At 53.0% G+C, this 17748-nt stretch carries 22 protein-coding genes and 1 tRNA gene; 11 read left to right on the top strand and 12 right to left on the bottom strand.

Annotation, left to right across the window (positions count from 1 at the left end; translation table 11 throughout):
• Positions 1 to 12: 12 nt before the first annotated feature.
• On the top strand, positions 13 to 882 hold the full coding sequence (locus tag L5470_RS01690; RefSeq protein WP_499497757.1) for a transglutaminase family protein: 870 nt from the start codon (positions 13 to 15) through the stop codon (positions 880 to 882).
• A 49-nt stretch (positions 883 to 931) separates the two neighbouring features.
• On the opposite strand, the gene cax is transcribed toward L5470_RS01690, so the two are convergent.
• The 4 genes from cax to L5470_RS01670 all read right to left on the bottom strand — a co-directional run bounded on the left by cax (position 932) and on the right by L5470_RS01670 (position 3153).
• Positions 932 to 2005 (bottom strand): calcium/proton exchanger, encoded by a 1074-nt coding sequence (gene cax, locus L5470_RS01685; RefSeq protein WP_499497755.1) that lies wholly within the window; start codon positions 2003 to 2005, stop codon positions 932 to 934.
• A 45-nt stretch (positions 2006 to 2050) separates the two neighbouring features.
• The gene (locus L5470_RS01680) at positions 2051 to 2608 is read right to left on the bottom strand and encodes an N-acetylmuramoyl-L-alanine amidase (RefSeq protein WP_499497753.1); all 558 of its coding nucleotides are present in this window, start codon (positions 2606 to 2608) and stop codon (positions 2051 to 2053) included.
• Positions 2609 to 2653: 45 nt separating this feature from the next.
• Positions 2654 to 2914, bottom strand: a complete 261-nt coding sequence (locus L5470_RS01675; RefSeq protein ID WP_499497751.1) for a hypothetical protein — start codon at positions 2912 to 2914, stop codon at positions 2654 to 2656.
• Between the two features lie 65 nt (positions 2915 to 2979).
• Positions 2980 to 3153, bottom strand: coding sequence for a transposase (locus L5470_RS01670; protein ID WP_499497749.1), 174 nt, complete (start codon positions 3151 to 3153; stop codon positions 2980 to 2982).
• Between the two features lie 78 nt (positions 3154 to 3231).
• Here L5470_RS01670 and L5470_RS01665 point away from each other — a divergent pair, with 78 nt between their 5' ends.
• The 4 genes from L5470_RS01665 (at position 3232) to L5470_RS01650 (ending at position 4955) form a co-directional block, all read left to right on the top strand.
• The gene (locus tag L5470_RS01665) at positions 3232 to 3645 is read left to right on the top strand and encodes a hypothetical protein (protein ID WP_499497747.1); all 414 of its coding nucleotides are present in this window, start codon (positions 3232 to 3234) and stop codon (positions 3643 to 3645) included.
• 137 nt (positions 3646 to 3782) lie between these two features.
• Positions 3783 to 4052 carry a 30S ribosomal protein S15 gene (gene rpsO, locus L5470_RS01660; RefSeq protein ID WP_099798196.1) on the top strand — a complete coding sequence of 90 codons (270 nt, stop codon included), beginning with the start codon at positions 3783 to 3785 and terminating at the stop codon, positions 4050 to 4052.
• 5 nt (positions 4053 to 4057) lie between these two features.
• Positions 4058 to 4516, top strand: a complete 459-nt coding sequence (locus L5470_RS01655) for a PAM68 family protein (protein ID WP_099798195.1) — start codon at positions 4058 to 4060, stop codon at positions 4514 to 4516.
• Positions 4517 to 4649: 133 nt separating this feature from the next.
• A complete protein-coding gene (locus L5470_RS01650) occupies positions 4650 to 4955 on the top strand; it encodes a cell division protein SepF (protein WP_099798194.1) in 306 nt (101 codons plus the stop codon).
• Here L5470_RS01650 and L5470_RS01645 read toward each other — a convergent pair.
• The 4 genes from L5470_RS01645 to L5470_RS01630 all read right to left on the bottom strand — a co-directional run bounded on the left by L5470_RS01645 (position 4952) and on the right by L5470_RS01630 (position 7147).
• A complete protein-coding gene (locus L5470_RS01645; RefSeq protein ID WP_499497744.1) occupies positions 4952 to 5569 on the bottom strand; it encodes a hypothetical protein in 618 nt (205 codons plus the stop codon). The genes L5470_RS01650 and L5470_RS01645 overlap by 4 nt on opposite strands.
• Positions 5548 to 5850 carry an aromatic acid exporter family protein gene (locus L5470_RS01640; protein ID WP_499497950.1) on the bottom strand — a complete coding sequence of 101 codons (303 nt, stop codon included), beginning with the start codon at positions 5848 to 5850 and terminating at the stop codon, positions 5548 to 5550. The genes L5470_RS01645 and L5470_RS01640 overlap by 22 nt, the downstream gene beginning before the upstream one ends.
• 226 nt (positions 5851 to 6076) lie before the next feature.
• A complete protein-coding gene (locus L5470_RS01635) occupies positions 6077 to 7057 on the bottom strand; it encodes an FUSC family protein (RefSeq protein ID WP_499497742.1) in 981 nt (326 codons plus the stop codon).
• Positions 7058 to 7075: 18 nt separating this feature from the next.
• Positions 7076 to 7147: transfer RNA gene (locus L5470_RS01630), tRNA-Gly, on the bottom strand.
• Positions 7148 to 7277: 130 nt separating this feature from the next.
• Here L5470_RS01630 and ispE point away from each other — a divergent pair.
• Positions 7278 to 8213, top strand: a complete 936-nt coding sequence (ispE, locus tag L5470_RS01625) for a 4-(cytidine 5'-diphospho)-2-C-methyl-D-erythritol kinase (RefSeq protein WP_099798191.1) — start codon at positions 7278 to 7280, stop codon at positions 8211 to 8213.
• Positions 8214 to 8341: 128 nt separating this feature from the next.
• Here ispE and L5470_RS01620 read toward each other — a convergent pair whose 3' ends face one another.
• Positions 8342 to 9151 carry an ISL3 family transposase gene (locus L5470_RS01620; RefSeq protein WP_499497740.1) on the bottom strand — a complete coding sequence of 270 codons (810 nt, stop codon included), beginning with the start codon at positions 9149 to 9151 and terminating at the stop codon, positions 8342 to 8344.
• 62 nt (positions 9152 to 9213) lie between these two features.
• On the opposite strand from L5470_RS01620, the gene L5470_RS01615 reads away from it, so the two are divergent.
• From L5470_RS01615 to L5470_RS01595, 5 genes are all read left to right on the top strand, one after another.
• A complete protein-coding gene (locus L5470_RS01615) occupies positions 9214 to 10227 on the top strand; it encodes a zinc-dependent alcohol dehydrogenase family protein (protein WP_499497738.1) in 1014 nt (337 codons plus the stop codon).
• A 14-nt stretch (positions 10228 to 10241) separates the two neighbouring features.
• A complete protein-coding gene (locus L5470_RS01610; RefSeq protein ID WP_499497736.1) occupies positions 10242 to 10592 on the top strand; it encodes a hypothetical protein in 351 nt (116 codons plus the stop codon).
• Between the two features lie 165 nt (positions 10593 to 10757).
• The gene (gene hisD / locus L5470_RS01605) at positions 10758 to 12053 is read left to right on the top strand and encodes a histidinol dehydrogenase (RefSeq protein WP_099799609.1); all 1296 of its coding nucleotides are present in this window, start codon (positions 10758 to 10760) and stop codon (positions 12051 to 12053) included.
• 113 nt (positions 12054 to 12166) lie between these two features.
• Positions 12167 to 13426, top strand: a complete 1260-nt coding sequence (locus tag L5470_RS01600) for an RNA-guided endonuclease InsQ/TnpB family protein (RefSeq protein ID WP_499497734.1) — start codon at positions 12167 to 12169, stop codon at positions 13424 to 13426.
• A gap of 101 nt (positions 13427 to 13527) precedes the next feature.
• Entirely contained in the window at positions 13528 to 14136 is a 609-nt protein-coding gene (locus L5470_RS01595) for a hypothetical protein (protein ID WP_448524968.1), read from the top strand.
• Here the strand turns inward: L5470_RS01595 and L5470_RS01590 are convergent.
• The 3 genes from L5470_RS01590 to trpS are packed head-to-tail and all read right to left on the bottom strand — an operon-like array spanning position 14133 to position 17574.
• Positions 14133 to 15299, bottom strand: coding sequence for an aminotransferase class V-fold PLP-dependent enzyme (locus L5470_RS01590; protein ID WP_499497947.1), 1167 nt, complete (start codon positions 15297 to 15299; stop codon positions 14133 to 14135). The genes L5470_RS01595 and L5470_RS01590 overlap by 4 nt on opposite strands.
• An 8-nt stretch (positions 15300 to 15307) precedes the next feature.
• Entirely contained in the window at positions 15308 to 16570 is a 1263-nt protein-coding gene (locus L5470_RS01585) for a hypothetical protein (RefSeq protein ID WP_499497732.1), read from the bottom strand.
• Complete coding sequence (gene trpS / locus L5470_RS01580; protein ID WP_499497730.1) at positions 16567 to 17574, bottom strand: tryptophan--tRNA ligase; 1008 nt, start codon at positions 17572 to 17574, stop codon at positions 16567 to 16569. Before trpS ends, L5470_RS01585 begins: the two co-directional genes overlap by 4 nt.
• Positions 17575 to 17748: the final 174 nt, after the last annotated feature.

Raw genomic sequence — 17748 nt, 5'->3', positions numbered from 1 at the left:
AATGGCAAAATAATGCTGACCCCAGACGAGAGCACGATGGACTACCGAATTACCCATCAAACGACCTACACCTATAGTGCTGCTGTTGCCTTAGCCCCCCACGATCTACGGCTGATCCCCCGCAGCGATGGTCATCAACACCTGCGATCGCTAACGGTGCAGATTCTACCTGTGCCCCAAGGGTGCAGTACGGTTCTCGATGCCTATGGCAATCACCTGCGGCGCTACTGGTGGTCGAACGACCTCACCACGACCTTAATGATTCAAGTCACCTCTGAGGTGGAAACCTACTGTCAGAATCCGTTTAACTACCTGTTGGAGCCGTGGGCAATGACGTTGCCCTTCAACTATCCCCAACGTTTAGCCCATGGGTTGCACCCCTATCTTAGCGGCGCAGTGGATCCGGTGGCCTATCAACTGGCGTGGGAAACGTTGGCACGGGTGGACGGCGCGGTTCTGCCATTTTTGAGTGAACTCAACGAGCAGATTTACCGCACCTGTCAGCATCAAATTCGCGACACGGGAGCACCGTGGCCTCCCTGTCTGACATGGTCCCAGCAGGCGGGGTCCTGTCGCGATACCGCGGTCTTGTTTATCCATGCCTGCCGTGCGGTCGGATTGGCCGCCCGCTTTGTCAGTGGCTATCAGGAAGGCGATCTGGATAACCCAGAGCGCCACCTCCATGCGTGGGTGGAGGTCTATCTGCCAGGAGCAGGGTGGCGGGGCTACGACCCCACCCATGGTCTAGCGGTGAGCGATCGCCATGTTGCGCTGGTGGCCACGGCTGAGCCTGCCGATGCTGCCCCTATTGATGGAGTATTGCGGGGGCAAGGGGTCACCGCCACCATGACCTACCACCTCCACATCCAACCCCTTTCCTGAAATCCCCTAGGCTGATCATGCCTTCCAGCCTGGGCGGTACGGCTCGCAGCTAAGTGTGGAAAAAGAAGGCGGTGCCGAGAATGCTATAGGTGGCAAGCAACAGCGCTCCCTCCAGCCAGTTTGAGCGACCATCGAGGCTAATGACGTTGGCAATCACCACCGAGATAATGACCGTCACGACCTCAAACAGGCTAAAGTTCAAATCCATGGGCTGGCCAATGACCTGACCAATTACGACTAATACGGGGGCAACTAGCAAGGCGACTAGTAGGGATGAACCAAGGGCAATCGAGACGGATAGATCCATATTATTCTTGAGGGCAACCCCCACCGCCGTGACGTACTCCGCTGCGCCCCCCACTAAGGGCAGTAAGATTACCCCTGTAAACAATGGCGTTAGACCCAAGCCTTCTGTTGCTGCCTCCACTGCCCCTACAAAAATTTCGGACTCAAAGGCAACCCCAAGGGTCGCAATGATCAGCACCGTCATCCACAGGGTGAGGTTGGGTTTTTCATGGTGACCCTCGTCATCCGCCAGCTCCACTTGGCTGACTTCGTAGAGGTAGCTGTGGGTTTTTAAGGAAAACAGGAGCGTCATCCCATAGACGGCAATTAAGACCCCAGCCGTCACCACCGACATCTTGGAAATGGCCGTCTCCGGTACGCTGGTGGAGGTGTAAATCACCATCGCCGGTAGCAGAATGGCCGCGATCGCCACAGTCATTGAAGAGGCATTCACCCGGGCAACGACAGGTGCAAAGGATTGCTCCTTGTAGCGAATCCCCCCAAGAAACATCGACAGCCCCATAACAAGAAGCAAGTTAGCAATTAGTGTTCCTGTAATACTGGCTTTGACAATATCCACCAAGCCTGCCCGCAGCGCCACAATGGCAATAATCAACTCCGTGGCATTGCCAAACAGGGCATTCAATAGCCCGCCAATGGTCGGACCGGTGGCGAGGGCAACTTCTTCGGTGGCAGTACTCAGCCAAATAGCGAGGGGAACAATGGCCAGTGCTGCCACAATAAAGACCGTGAGCGCCCCCCACTCCAATTTTTCAGCAGCAACCGAGAGGGGAATAAACACCAAGAAACTAAACGAGACAAAGCGTTTCAAGCCCATGGGAGCATCCCTGTCAAAAACTCCTCTATCCTAGCCCGTAGGAACTTAGCTGGCGTTGGATTCCCTAGCTGGGAGTTGGCGATTGGCCAGCATGGCGCAATAGTGTTGCTGAAGGCGATGATAGGGCTGCCAATACTGCGCAAACCGTTGCCAATCGAAGCTGCGCGGATCAGCGCGCTCGCCCCCTAGATCCACCGCAGCGTGAGTGGTAATGCGCTGCCATGGCACTTGGGTGCGACTGACCAGCCATGCGAGAGACCGATACTGTGCTTCGGTATAGCCGCTATGACTCAAGTTTGCGTTCTGGCCATCTAAGGGGGTTTCGAGGGAGATATGGTACGCAAAGTTATTCACCGATGCAGCAATGCGCAGATTCGTTTGTACCTGTTCCCCCTGAAAGGCCGAATTCCCTGCGCCGTAGGCCCGTTTATGGGCAGGGACGGTGTAAAAGATCTCCCCACTGCGGGTAATAATGGCATGGTAGCTGGCCTGATCCTCGTCACGCTCGTGGTAGGTCTGGAAGTAGTCAACAGCACTGGCGGCACTATAGACCGTTTCGTGGAGGACGACCAGCAGCGGATAATTCGTCGGGTTCCCATGCACATCGACGGTGACGCGATCGCCATAGTTTGAAGCATGGGCTAGCGCCTACCGTTCCCGCGGGCGATGGCGACCCAGTTGCTGCACATGGGCTAAAGAAATCACTGGCGTTGCGATCGCGCAGTTTAGATTAACTGGCACTGTGGTGTTTAAGGGGGGCAGCGCTCGCTCTAGGGCAACAACCAATCGCTGGCGAGCCGCCGCCTCAGCACTCGCCATGACATGGTGAGCATACCAGTAGCGGCTCAACATGAGACCGATAACTGTACAGGCAAGGATAGCCCCAAACCATAACCGTTGCTGCTTCACGGATGACTCACGTCCTCACTCATTTTGAGCAAAACCGCCGCAATCCTACGAATAGACGCGAAGCGTCATGCCTTAGTTAGCGGCGGACGGAGTGTTCGCGGCTCGCCCTGATTCTCGATGTATTTCAAAAGGGTTTCGATGCTGGCCCATCCCCCAGTCGTGATCAAGCCATAGACCCGGTTCCAGACGTAAGGCGTCCAGTAAAAGGGGCGTAGCTGCTCCGCAAACTCTTGATGCATTTTCCGAGCCAGAATTAGTTGATTATGAGTAAACCTATTGTACGCACTGACAAATGAGGCTTACAACCGTCGCCAGACGTGAGACTTCATCTCTCAGCAACGTTTAATGAGTACCGGGCTTACTGCAAGGCGTTGAGCGATGTGGTCATGGGCCACTGGTCAAAACTAACTGAAGCCAAAAGTTGCTGTGCGGCAGTGGAACGGCTCATTCATCGCACCAGTCAGCATCCGAACCCGAAGTATTCCTACGTTGAGACGCGGTTCTACAAGTTCCCGTCCTGCCTGCGTCGTGCTGCTATCGAGTTTGTGAAAGGACAAGTTTCGTCCTTTGACCTTAGCGCCAGCTACAATATCGCGGCTCGATACTTGGCGTATCAACTGAAGCTGACCCGCCGCAAGGACGGGCAGGTAGCGAAAGACAGAAGTTCCTGCTCTACGCCGAGAATGCCGGTCACCCTCTCTCTGCTATGGGGATTGGGAAGCCGCTTATGAACGCGAAACCCCATGAGCGGAGCATCCACGCCTCGATAGTGTCTATACTAAAAATCATCCCCTGTTAAGGGCTACCCTTCTGGGGCGATCGCACCGTATGATATATAGATCGCGCCGTTCATCTCTTGATCATAGCTATGGCACTGCAACACGACCTCAAACAGGACATCATCAACACTTACCAAATTCACAGTACAGATACCGGCTCTGCGGATGTGCAGGTCGCTATTCTCACCGAGCGCATTAAACAACTTTCAGAACACCTCAAGACGAATAAGAAGGATCATGCGTCGCGGCGGGGGCTACTGAAAATTATTGGCCGCCGTAAGAGGCTCCTCGCTTATATCAACAAGCACGATTCACAGCGTTATCGTCAACTTATCGAGCGTTTAGGAATTCGGGGTTAAGCAACATGGCCAAAGGCTCTGGACTACCTTTTGAATCTCGTAAGAAGAGTAAAGCAACGTTCTCCAAAGCCCCTAGCCCTGATGATACTGGCCGCAAGAGCGCTGCCAAACAGCAAAAGAGTGCTGCTGCCAAGCAAGGCGCTATCCCTGAAGTCGTTAGTCGGCGGATGGTCAGTCGGATGGCGGTGTGCGCTGGTGTACCAACGCTGTTGGGGTTGACAACATTCCCCGTAAGCTACGTCATTGTGCAGCATCACTGGTTTAGTCTGCCCCATGTGGTGGTGGTTCTTGTTAGTTTGGGCTGGTTTGGGTTAGGTGCCCTTGGCCTGAGTTATGGTGTCATCTCAGCCTCTTGGGATGAGGCACAGGCTGGCAGTTGGCTAGGGATTGCAGAATTTCGTACTAATTTTGGCCGTATTGTGGACAGTTGGCAAACCCGTAAATCGCCTAAATCGGGAACCTAGCTTCAATAGGGCTAGCCCTTGTCAAGGATTAAGCTCTTTTTACGTTTGTTTGCATAAGCGTAAGTCCTGATCGTATAAAAAAGTTAGGCTAAAAGTCTATTTCTTCTATTTCGCATTCCCAAGGGGGACTCCCATGAGTGAACTGACTGCCTTTGGCCATTCCCTGAGCAGTGGTTATGAAGTCGTGATCATTAAGCCGCAGTCGCTGAGTGATACGACCCTAATTGTGCAGGCACTACGGGCAGATAAAGCAGTGATCCTCAATTTAGAAGAGTTAGATATTGCCGAAGCACAGCGGATTTCTGACTTTGCTGCTGGTAGCACCTTTGCCATTAACGGCAATCAGTCACGGTTGGGAGATGGGGTCTTTCTATTTACGCCAAGCATTATTAATATACAAGAGCCTCATTCTAGCTCAGAGGCAGTTTCAGTCGTCTAGCTAGGATCCATGGTTGGCAGGATGTCGCCACCAACCTCTTTTAGCACTTCAAGGACATTAAAAGCTTCTAAAATTCCCTCGAGGGGGTACTCCCGCAGGCGGCTCTGCTGACGCAGGCTCACTAACTGTGTTTCGAGTTCGTGCAAGGAGTGCGCAACAGCACTGATGGTCTCTTGGGTAGGTAGGCCTTGGTGTAGGCTATGGGCGATCGCCCTCAGTACTTCGCCCACAGCGGGTTGACATTCCTGCAGGATAGTATAGACCATGCTAGGGTGAGGGGATGGTAAATCAAGGGAAAGGAAGCTGCTAAATAGCGCCAGTTGGTAGCTCAAGCCAATATTCCACTGCCGTCGTTTTTCTGCCAAGCCGAACCCGACCACAGATTCTAAATTGGTGACCCGGCGTAGTTGTAGCTGTTGGCGATAGCTTTTGCGAATCGCCGCGATGAGGTCGTTGCGCTCTTGGGGCGATCGCTCCCCCGTAAAGTCTGTCAGTAGCCCCCCGTACAGTGTGGCCAAGCGTTGAAAGTTTTGCTGAGACTCTTGATCGAGGCGGGAGGCTGCCGTATCGCGCCAGAAGGCCATATCCACGATCAAGACAATGATAATACCCAACTGGGTTTCCCAAAAGCGCTGCCAAATAAAATATAGGTGTCTGCTGTGGCGCCAAAGGCCATCATTGACACAATCAGTAAAAAGGCTCCGGGCTTATAGCCTTGAGGAATCCCAATTGCTCCGGCAATCAGAATAATCAGCACCATCCCCAGCCCGATACTAAGGGCATTGATCCCCAAGGTATGAATCATTACCTCGGTCACAAAAAGCCCAACAACCGTCCCCAAGAGGCGCTGCCGTGCTGCCTCCATACTGTTGCCCAAGGTGGACTGAAAACAAATGGCAATGGAAAGGGTAAACTACTCCCAGCTAAAGCAGGGAGCTTTTAGTAGCCCTGCAGTTAGCAAGCCAACCGCGAGCCTCTGGGGTGGTTTACAACACCCCCAATCGACCGTTACCAGTGCCTTGAACAACCGTTTCTGGTGTCCACAGTACAATTATAACCTAAAACAACTGAAGTTGCTAAAGGAGCTTTCCTCCCCGCACTGAAGTACGGGGCTTCCAGCCCTACCCGATGTGAATGACATCGTCGAGAGGATATTTTTTAGTGATTTGCTGGTGGCGCAGATGTGTCAACCGCTCGTGGAGCAATGCAAAGGGTGGTGGCGAATCTGCAAGCGGGTTAGAGTGCCCTGTGCCTTGCAAGTGGGTTTCTAGCACCCTAAACTTAGCCCTCAAGGCGGGCCAAAGCTGATCAAAAAACGGCTGACATTCTTGGCGAAACTGACTGCTATGGAGGGCAGGACTGAGATGACTCAAGCTGCGTAGGTGTCGCCGTAGTCGCCGCAGACCCATCAGGCGATCGCTCCAGTTTTGCAACACCAGCACCCAACCGAGAATGCCATATACCGATGCTTCGAGGGTAGCCTCCGCTTGCTGCAGCTGGCTGACCAATGCCGCTAAGGTTGCTTCATGCTCTGGGACAATACCTGTGACTAGTGTTTGGCAAACGTCTTCATAGATTTCGTGTAACTTGGCCACAATAGCGCTGGTTGACCGTTTGAGCGTCAGCTCCGGGTGCTCTGGCCAAAGGCAAAGGGTCACTAAAATGCCGATGGCAATTCCAATACAGTTATCGAACACACGACTGCTGGCATACTCCCACGGCTGCTGACCAAATTCGGTACTGGCTGCCATAATTGCCGTTACCGCAGCGGCTTGGTTTTGCATCGTTGGTAACTTGAGGGTTTCGCACAGTAAGACAGCGGTACTAAACGCCAGTGTCCCCGCAAGGGGATTCAGCCCCAAGCCAGAAATCCATAGAGCTGTACAAAGTCCCCCTAAGAGACTGCCTCCCAGCCGTCCCCAACCGTTTTTGAGGGTTTCACCCGTATTCAAAGACAACATGGTGGCCACTAACCCCATGGCAGGATAGTGAACCATCTTGAGGTTGGCATGCCAGCAGACAATGGCCAGTAAACCGGCTGCAATGCCCACCTTGACAGCGTGTTTAAGCTGGAGGCGGCTAGGCAACAACCAGTGTGACATGGCTAATCTTGAGGTCAAAGCGGGTAACGCGATTCGAACGCGCGACATCAACCTTGGCAAGGTTGCGCTCTACCACTGAGCTATACCCGCAACAGATTTCTAATGTAAAAAATCAAGGGGGATGTTGTCAAGGCACTGCGGCAAGTGCTGGCAAAAGAACAACTCCTGTGAGAGGATCTATAGCCAAGCCCCACCCTCAATGTTGTGAGAGTCTGCTAGCGTGTACCGTTTGTTGGCACCAGCCAAAATTAATCTCTTTCTGCAAATTGTCGGTAATTGTCTGGATGGCAGTGGCTACCATGAATTGGTGATGGTGATGCAGGCGGTATCTTTAGCGGATCGTGTGGAACTGGTACCTCGTCGCGATCGCCAGATTAAAATTGAGTGCACCCATCCAGCAGTGCCCTGCGATCAGCGCAATTTGGCCTATAAAGCTGCAGCCCTCCTGCAACAGCACTTCCCTGATCGCGATGGTGTGGAAATTTTTATTGAGAAGCGGATTCCCATGGGGGCGGGGTTAGCGGGTGGCTCCACCAATGCAGCGGCAGTACTGGTGGGCTTAGACCTGCTGTGGCAACTGGGGCTGACGCAAGCCGAGCTACAGACCTTTGCCCAACACCTCGGATCCGATGTTCCCTTTTGTCTCAGCGGTGGCACCGCCTTAGCCTTGGGGCGTGGCGAGCAGTTGTCTCCCCTTCCCGACCTTCAGAACCTGACGGTGGTCTTAGGGAAGTATCGCTCCTTGAGTGTCTCGACGCCATGGGCCTACCAAACCTATCGCCAAGAGTTTCAGCACCTCTATGCTCAGACCGCAGCAGCGCAGGAAAAAGCCCGCCAAGAAGGCGGATCTGCCACCCTATTGCAAGCCATTCACCGCAACGATCTGGCAACGTTAGCCAGCAGTTTGAGGAATGATTTACAAAAGGTGGTGTTACCCCGCTATCCAGCCGTGGCTCAGTTACGAGAAACGTTTATAAAGGCCGGGGCGATCGCCAGCATGATGTCAGGCTCTGGCCCTACTGTCTTTGGGTTGGTAGAAACAATGAATGCAGGTTACGATCTCCTCCAACGTGTCCGGCGAGACTTGCCTGACCCCGATTTAGACCTCTGGGTATGCGAGTGCTGCCCCCATGGCATTCAGCTACAACCCAGCTAGGCAGCCTGTTTTAACTGCAATTTTTAACTACAATGTAGTTGTTCAATGGCAGAAGTGTTGAAATTCAAAAAGAAAGGTAAAGAAAAAGCCTAAAAGCGGAAAATCCGGCTCTATCGTCCGAGTTATGCTTAATCAATAGCTAAATGCCAGTAAATTAAGCAACGTAACTGAAAATTGTCAAAGTTCCTGAACCCATAACCTGACCGCTTGATCAGCTTCAATTGATTGTTAATACCTTCGACAACACCACTATTTGTGTGATTATCAAAATAGGCGGTGACTTCACCAAACCACCGACAAATTGTTCTTACGCTCTCTTGAAAAGAATCCTGAGCTTGAGCTAACCAATCGAGCAATTGAAAGGTTCCATCTTTCCAATCTTTTGCTTGCTCAAAGATGGCTCTAAACGATTCCTTCTCCTGATGCATTCGAGCCAGACTTGGCACTACTTTTCGAATTTCTTCCAGTTTTGCTTTTTGCTTCTGAGTTAGATTTTCCTCCGGCTTCAGTAACGCATATTTACTTTGTTTGWGCGCGGCTGYAATCTGGGCTTTCTGGACTTCATTTACCGTCTGCTCATTCGCTTTACAAATACTTTGTCGAGCCTTATCCAATTCCTGATTCACAATTTTTATAACATGAAATCGGTCAGCAACCACTGTAGCATTCGGTAGGAGTTTATGAACCAAACTTTTATAGTTTCCAGACAGGTCAATGCTCACCTCAATAATTTGATTGAGTACTGCTGCTCCCCATGCCTCAAGCACTTGCCTCACATCTTCCTGCTTCTGGCGCTGCTGCTCATCCGCCGTTAAGAACTCCCTGATGTCGTCATCCGTGCACCCACTCAGTTCAGAGTAGAAGCCTAGGGCGATCGGCAGGTGTCTGCTGGAAGCTCGCACTGTACGGTCTAGCAGTCGGTGTTGAGTGGATGCCACAATGGGGTTGAGAGTCCATTGTCCTGACTCGTTAAGGCAAAACATAAAAAGTTGATGAGCTTATGAAAGCGATCGCCATCACCGAGTTTGGCTCTACCGATGTTCTCAAGCTGCGGGATGTGCCAGATCCCCAAATTGAAGCCAACGACGAGGTTAAAATCCAACTGCGGGCAGCCAGTGTCAACCCAATTGATACCAAGCTGCGGCAGCGGGGCACCTTTTTCCCAGATCGCTTACCCGCTATCTTGGGCTGTGATGGCTCCGGTATTGTGGTGGAAACTGGCTCAGCCGTGCAGCGTCTCAAGGTGGGAGATGAAGTGTACTTTTGCTACGGCGGCTTGGGCGATCGCGGCGGTTGCTACGGAGAATATACCGTTGTTCCAGAGGTTGCTGTTGCCCACAAGCCTAAATCCTTGTCCTTCGTTCAGGCCGCAGCACTACCCTTAGCGGTCATTACGGCTTGGGAAGCCCTAGGCGATCGCGGCGGTGTGCCGGCACTCAACCTACTCTCCAGCGCTCAAACCATCCTCGTTCACGCCGGTGCTGGCGGTGTTGGTCATCTCGCCATTCAACTAGCGCAGCGGTTTGGGGCAAAGGTGGCCACCACCATTAGCTCTCCTGCCAAAGCCAAATTTGTGGAGCGCCTTGGAGCAGCCTTGGCCATCAACTACACCACCACAAATTGGGTCGATGCCATCCTTGAATGGACAGGAGGAATTGGGGTTGACATCGCGCTGGATACCGTAGGGGGTGCCACCTTTAGCGACACCTTTAGAGCCGTACGCCCCTATGGCAGCCTCTCTACCCTATTGGAGCCAAGGGCAGACACCCCGTGGAAACTTGCTCGCCAGCGCAACCTACTGGTTCAGTTCACCTTGATGCTCACCCCGCAGCTGTTGGGAATACCCAGCGCCTTAGCCCACCAACGCCAGATCCTCGAACAGGTCGCTACCCTCGTGGATCACGGCGACCTTCAGGTCGTCGTGGATAAAACCTTTCCCCTCGGTGCCGCTGCCGATGCCCACCACTACCTGAGTCAGCGTTTAGTCCAAGGTAAGGTAGTGTTAGTCTTCTAGCTGGGGGATTGCCCATGCTGGCTCACGTGCTCCTCCTCAACCTCACTATTGCCCTCCTCTGGCCAGGAACACTGTATGGCCACACGGCTCAGACTCACACCTATCGATACTGCCGCGTTAACTTTGGGATGGTTAGCTATTGTGGCCGTTGGTTTACCGGCAAAACGGTACTGTGGGATCGCAACGCCTACCGAACATGTCATGTCTTCAATGGTCGGCTGAGTTATTGTGGCGCATGGTTCACTGGTGAAACAGTGATTTGGGCGAACAATGCTTACCGCMCCTGCCATATTTTTAATGGTCGCCTCAGCTATTGCGGCCAGCGCTTTAGTGGGGAGGCCATTCTCAGCGAGGGGCAGTTCTAACCACCTCCCTAGGAACAGTCACAACCCGATTGCTCAGGAGTGGGGCACCCTGAGGGGATGGTTGAGCCGCCCCTGCAATTAAGAAATCACTGTAAGCTAGTAATAGGGTTGATTAAGGTTTTTTAACCTTTGCCCCTGTTTCAGCCTTGCCCTACGTGAACGACCATGTTGCGGATCATCACTCAGTTAACAGACCTACGCGCTGAACTGCGCCGCATTTGCGATCGCACCGACAGTAGCGAGATGAACCAGCAACACGCCACCGTTGCGACAATCCTTCAGCGGGTAGCTGCCGAGGGCGATCGCGCCCTCATTGAATACACCAGCACCTTTGACCACGTTGACCTGACCCCAGAAACACTACGAATTAAAGGGGATGAACTAGACGCTGCCTATCAGCAAGTCTCGAAAGAATTACTCGATGCCATCCGTCTTGCTAAGCAACAGATCGAAGCGTTCCATCGGCAGCGAGTGCCCAAAAGCTGGGTGCAGTTTGGGGAAGATGGCATTGTGCTTGGCAAACGCTATACCGCGGTTGATAGCGCGGGTCTCTACGTCCCCGGAGGTCGAGCCGCCTACCCCAGTACCGTGCTCATGAATGCCGTGCCCGCCCAAGTTGCTGGGGTCAAGCGTATTGTCATGGTCACCCCTCCCGGCCAAGGCAAGGGGGTTAGTCCAGCAGTGCTGGTTGCCGCCCAAGAAGCAGGGATTCAGGAAATTTACCGGGTGGGTGGGGCGCAGGCCATTGCTGCCCTTGCCTACGGCACAGAAACGATTCCCCGCGTTGATGTGATCACCGGCCCCGGCAACCTCTACGTCATGCTGGCCAAAAAACAGGTGTATGGTCGCGTTGGCATTGATTCCCTTGCAGGCCCATCGGAAGTCCTCATTATTGCGGATGAATATGCCCATCCCGTTCACATTGCCGCCGATCTGCTAGCACAAGCGGAACACGATCCCCTAGCGGCCGCAATTCTCCTTACCCCCAGTCTGCACCTCGCTCAAGCAGTCGTTGCTGCGGTCAATGACCAGCTTACGGATCATCCTCGCCGCCTCCTCACCGAGAAGGCGATCGCCCACTACGGCCTCATTGGCATCGTTGAGAGCTTAGAGCAGGCCATCGACCTCTCCAATAGTTTCGCTCCCGAGCACCTCGAACTAGAAGTTGACGATCCATGGAGCCTTGTGGAACGGGTGCGCCATGCCGGAGCTATTTTTCTAGGCTATGCCACCCCCGAAGCTGTCGGTGACTATCTTGCCGGCCCCAACCACACCTTACCCACCTCCGGCTCTGCGCGCTATGCCTCTGCTCTAGGGGTGGAAACGTTCCTCAAACATTCCAGCATTATTCAGTACACCCCTGCTGCCCTACTGAAACAGGGGGGAGCCGTGATAACCCTTGCCGAAACCGAGGGTCTCATCTCCCATCGCGACTCTGTCCGCCTGCGAATCGAACCGTAACCCCCCTTTTGTTGCATGGCTTACCGAAAAACGCCGTAAAGCCCCTAGCTTTAGCTATGGGGATATAAGGCGCATATTGTTTTATCAAGCTGAGTCTGTGATAAAATGGAACCATGAAAGTCATAGAAGCCAAGCTAAAGGGCACACAGGAGCAATATCAGTCTCTGGACGAAGCCATCCGTACCGCACAGTTTGTGCGCAACAAGTGTGTACGGTACTGGATGGACAACCGTGGTGTGGGCAGGAATGACCTCTATGCCCACTGCAAAACCTTGGCTCAAGAGTTTGATTTTGCTAAAAAGTTAAACTCAGCAGCCAGACAAGCAAGTGCAGAACGGGCTTGGGCTTCTATCTCTCGGTTCTATACCAACTGCCAAAACAAGGAGGCAAAGAAGGGATACCCCAAATTCAAGAAGCATTGCCGCTCTGTAGAGTACAAGCTATCGGGTTGGAAGCTATCAGCGGATGGACTGTCCATCACCTTCACTGATGGCTTCAATGCAGGTACATTTGCCTTGTACTGCAATGGAGAGGCGAGACAGTATATCCTCAACTCCAAAATCAACCGAGTGCGAGTGGTACGCAGAGCAGATGGGTACTATGCTCAATTCTGCTTGGATGTAGAGCGCAAAGAGCAAGGACAATACACAGGCAATGTCATCGGTATTGACTTGGGGTTAAAACACTTCTACACCGACCAGAACGGAAACACGGTCGATTGTCCTAAGTTTTTGAGGCGTAGCGAAAGGAGGTTAAAGCAACACCAACGCAGGTTAAGTCGGAAGTTCAAGAAAGGAGCTAAGCCTCAGTCCAAGAATTATCACAAGCAAAGGGAAAAACTAGGCAAAGTACATCTGAAAGTTCAACGCCAACGTAAAGACTGGGCAATCAAGCTTGCTCGGTGCGTAGTGGCATCTAACGATGTCGTGGTGTATGAGGACTTGCAGGTGAAGAACCTAGTCAAAAATCATCATCTTGCCAAATCCATCCATGATGCTAGTTGGTCTCAGTTCACCCAATGGCTGGACTACTACGGGAAGGTGTGGGATAAGGCAGTAGTGTCAGTACCGCCACAGTACACCACACAGGACTGTACTCGTTGCGGTCATAGGGTGCCAAAAACTCTATCCACTAGAACCCATAGTTGTCCTAAGTGCGGGTTTGAGTTAGACAGAGACCAGAACGCGGCTCTGAATATCTTGAAAAAGGGGCTAAGCATCTTGGGGATGGAATGGCAAAACGGTACCTTAGGGCATAAGGGAACCGCCTCGCAAGAGGGAACGCTTGGGGAGAGATGTACCGCTGCTATGGAAGGGCAACCTAACATGGTAAGTGTGCTCGTAGAACCAAGAACAAGAATCCCTGCTCTTTAGAGCGGAGAGTATGTCAACACTAGCCCCACGGTGTGGTTCAGTGAAGGAAGCAGAAGGTAGGGGTTAACCTCCCTGCCAAAATGGGTGTCTCGGAGGTTCTGATGAATGTTTTTGTGCTGTGTACCGGTCGTTGCGGCTCGGTGACCTTTGCCAAGGCCTGTAGCTATATGACGAACTTCACTAGTGCCCACGAGTCGCGCACCTTTCTGCTGGGAGGCGATCGCCTCGCTTATCCGGATCAACACATCGAAGTGGATAATCGCCTCTCATGGTTTTTAGGCCGCTTAGATCGTGCCTACGGCGATCGCGCCTTCTACGTGCATTTGCGCCGGGATGCAGCCAGTGTAGCCCGCAGTTATCGCGAACGCTATGGTATTTGGATCATGAAAGCCTACCGGGAAGGTATTTTGCTGAACCTCCCTGCCAATGCAGATCCCCTTGCCGTGTGCTTAGACTACTGCGACACGGTCAACAGCAATATTGAGTTCTTTTTGCGCGATAAAACCCACACCATGACCATTGACCTAGCGGAGATTGAAACCGCCTTTCCGCAATTTTGGCGCTGGATTGGTGCCGAAGGAAACTTAGAGGCTGCCTTGGGGTGTTTTCAGACACGGCACAATGCCTCGCATTTTATTCCAGCCACCACGATCGATGATGCGCGGCGTTTTCTAGGGAAATTCCTGCGGCGTAGGTCAGCTAGTATTTAGGGGTGACTCTTTAGCCAGTCTTTGAGCGCTAGGACAAGGCGATCGCACTCTTGGGGCAAGGTAAAGTAATGCACACAGGCGCGCACCGAAGGAGGATATAGCAACTCCCGCACGAGAATATCTTGGGCTTCGAGATCCTGCACCAGTTGGCGGTGTTGACCATTGGCAAGCTGAAAGGACACGAGGCCGGAGGGAGGAGGCACTGGACTGAGGCAGGTTAAGCCCGCAATGCCCTGCAACTGTTGCCATAGGTACTGGCTAAGATAACAAATGCGACGGTAGCGATCGCCAACGCTGCCCCATTGATCGTGTACCCCAACAGCCGTGGTGAGGGCACTGACCAAGGAAAATGCTGTGGTAGCCACTTCAAAGCGGCTGGCATCCTCTTTCCAGCCAGCGGGTTGCGCATCCCGAGTCTGATGAATGCCCCGCCAGCCCACAAAGGTCGGTTCAAGGGTTTCGATGCGATCGCGGCGGATATACAGTCCACCCAGACCCGCAGGCCCACAGCACCACTTATGCCCTGTAAACGCATAGTAATCCACTCCCAGTGCAGGGAGGTTCAGGGGCACCATTCCCACACTCTGGGCGGCATCCGCTAGCACTTGAATCCCCTGCTGATGGCATAACTGCACAATGTCTTGCAGGGGTAATAGCTTACCGGTGTTCCACAGCAGATGACTGATCACCACCAAGCGAGTGCGGGGATGAAGCCGCGCTGCAATGGCTGCCACATCGTCCTCACACCATGGCCAGAAATTAACCCGATCCACCACCACTCCTAAGCGCCGCTGCAACTGCTCAGCAATGGCCACTACTCCGGGATGCTCACAGTTCGAGATCAACAGATGATCCCCTGCTTGCCAGTTAATACCCCAGAGAACGATATTGCAACCACTGGTCACTGAATCCGTCAGAGCTATTGTGTCGGGAGTGGTGTTGAGTAAATCGGCGAGGGCTTGGCGTAGGTCTTGTAATTGCTGCGCGAGCCATGGGAAGACTCGATTCGCAAACGGACCTTGCTCTTGGATGTGGCGATCGCTTTGGATCAGCGCCTGCCATGTCTGTTGGTGCAGTGGGCCTTGGCCACCGTAATTGAGATAGGTTTTATTCAGCAGAGCCGGATAACTGTGGTGATAAGCGTTGAGGGTTTCAAGATCCATAGCGTGTCTCACGAGGGCGGCAGCGTGGTTGAAGCGCCACAATGGCGGCAATAGGGAAGGTGGCGATAGGTGGGCTGTTGACAGGACGGGCAGGGCAGCCACTGCAAGTAACCACAATGGGGACAGTGGCGATCGCCGTGCTGTAATCGCTTGCCACAGCGCAGACACCGCTGCTTTTGTGCCCGCCCAGCCGCTTGGCGGTGGGGGTTGAGGAATAGCGCCTGTGCCACCTTAATCAGGCCAAAGCCAACCACAGGAATGATCAAAATATAGAGGTAGCGCACCAGAAAAAGGAGATCACCAAACAGGGTCACCACCAGCTCCGACAGCCAGCGGAACAGCACCCCCACCTGCAACAGTTCAAAAATTTTCAGGATCAGCGGGATCAAGAAAATGACCAGTAGGTGCCAACTCATCAGCGCCACCAAGCCGTACTGGTGGCGATCGGCGTAGCGGTTGACCCCCCACGCCACCCCAATCAAGGGGACTAAAAAGAGCGCTTGCAGCAAAAACCGCAGGCTAGGGTACCAAAACTGCGAGTGCTGGTACTCAGCCTCAAGGGTGGCAAAGGTGGCATCGTTAGCTAAAAACTGTAGGAATGTTTGGCTCGATGGCTCATTCAGAATCGTTTGCTGAAGAGCTGCCTTCTCTTGATTTAGGGTGGCGATTTTGCGGTTGTTGGCCTCTAGGGTCGCCTTGGCTTTAGCGGCTTCTACTAGGTTGATGGATTGCTCTGTGGGTTGGCCTGCTAATTGTTCAAGCAGCGTTGAGTCATACTCTTGGCGAATCTGCTGGTTAGTGGCTTCGAGGCTATCGATCTCCTGCTGCTTTTGCCTCAGTAGGCGGAGCCGCTCCTGATTGACTGTCGTGTTCACTGCATCCTGATAGCGGGCATAGGTGACACAACTCTCAGAGATTTGCCCCAATTTCCCGACAGCACTCTGCTCTAGAGCTTCTAGAAAAGTAGGGGGTCTCGTCTCAGAGGGTTGGGGAAGGGTATCGCGAATTTGCTGCTCGATAAACTGCCAGTGGCGATCGCCCCCCGTTTGCTGGCGATAGGCCTGCCATGGGGCATAGCACGGCTGTGCTTGGCTCGGACTCAGCAGCCAGTTGCCAATTTCCGCTAGGCCACTAAAGACATTAATGAGGATAAAAATATCCACCAAAATAATGACGATTAAACTTACCCGATTCAGGGGTTCGTTATTGACAAGGCGCGATCGCCGCCAGAACGTGCGCCAGCCCCGCCGCAACTGCCCACCAATCGTCATAACAGGGCATAGCCAAACGCTAACTTCACTCGCTCAAGAGTGGCATTGGCAACGGTCGCGGCTTGATCTCGACCAGCCTTCAGTAACCCTCTCAAATAGGTGAGATCGGTCATGATCTCGTGGTAGCGTTGCTGAATCGGCTCAAGCGTTGCAATCACCGCATCCGTTAGCAAGGGCTTAAACTGTCCCCAGCCCATCTCAGCGCACTCAGCCGCCACCGCTTCCTTGGTTTGTCCTGTTAACACTTGGTACAACCCCAGCAAATTATTTGCTTCGGGACGCTCTGGATCGTCAAAAACCAACCCTCGGATGGGGTCCGTTTTACAGCGCTTAATTTTTTTGCGAATCTCGTCGGCAGAATCCAATAGGTTAATGCGACTCATATCCGACGGGTCTGACTTCGACATTTTCTTGGTGCCATCGGTGAGGCTCATCACCCGTGCCCCTGCCTTAGCAATGAAGGGCTCCGGTAGCTTTAGGATGGGTGGTTGGTTGCGGGCAAACAGATAATTGACCCGGGCGGCAATATCGCGGGTCAGCTCTAGATGCTGCTTTTGATCGTCGCCCACGGGAACCAGATCAGCATCGTAGAGCAAAATATCTGCCGCCATCAGTACCGGATAGTCCAGCAGCCCAGCAGCGACATTCTCCCCCTGCTTGACGGCCTTTTCCTTGAACTGGATCATGTCCTCCAACCAGTTGAGGGGCGTGATGCAGTTCAGCAGCCAAGTTAGCTCAGCATGGGCACTGACGTGGGACTGCACAAAAATGGTGGCATGGTTCGGATCAATGCCACAGGCAAGGTAGAGAGCAGCAACGGTATAGGTATTGGCAGCCAGTACCGTTGGATCGTGGGGCACCGTAATGGCGTGCAAATCAACAACACAGAAGTAATTTTCGTAGTTTGCCTGACCGGCCACCCAATTGCGAATAGCCCCTAAGTAATTGCCAAGATGTAAACTTCCCGTGGGTTGAACCCCCGATAACMCCCGTTTTTTGGTCACCCGACTCTCCCGTGATGGCTCCTTTTCTATGCTACTGGGGACTGTCACCCCTCCGGCGATTGCCCTAGGGATTCTAAGCAAGCAGCGAGGCTAAAACAAGACAAAATGTAAAGAAGTTCTGTATCCTCTGTCGAAACGTAACAGTGAGTAACAGTGGACGGATGAGGGTTAAGA

The sequence above is a fragment of the Synechococcus sp. PCC 6717 genome (assembly GCF_022698185.1).
In the GTDB taxonomy this organism is placed as follows: Bacteria; Cyanobacteriota; Cyanobacteriia; order Thermosynechococcales; family Thermosynechococcaceae; genus Thermosynechococcus; species Thermosynechococcus lividus.
The sequence above is the reverse complement of the archived record's forward strand: the minus strand, read 5'-3'. Positions and strand labels throughout refer to the sequence as shown.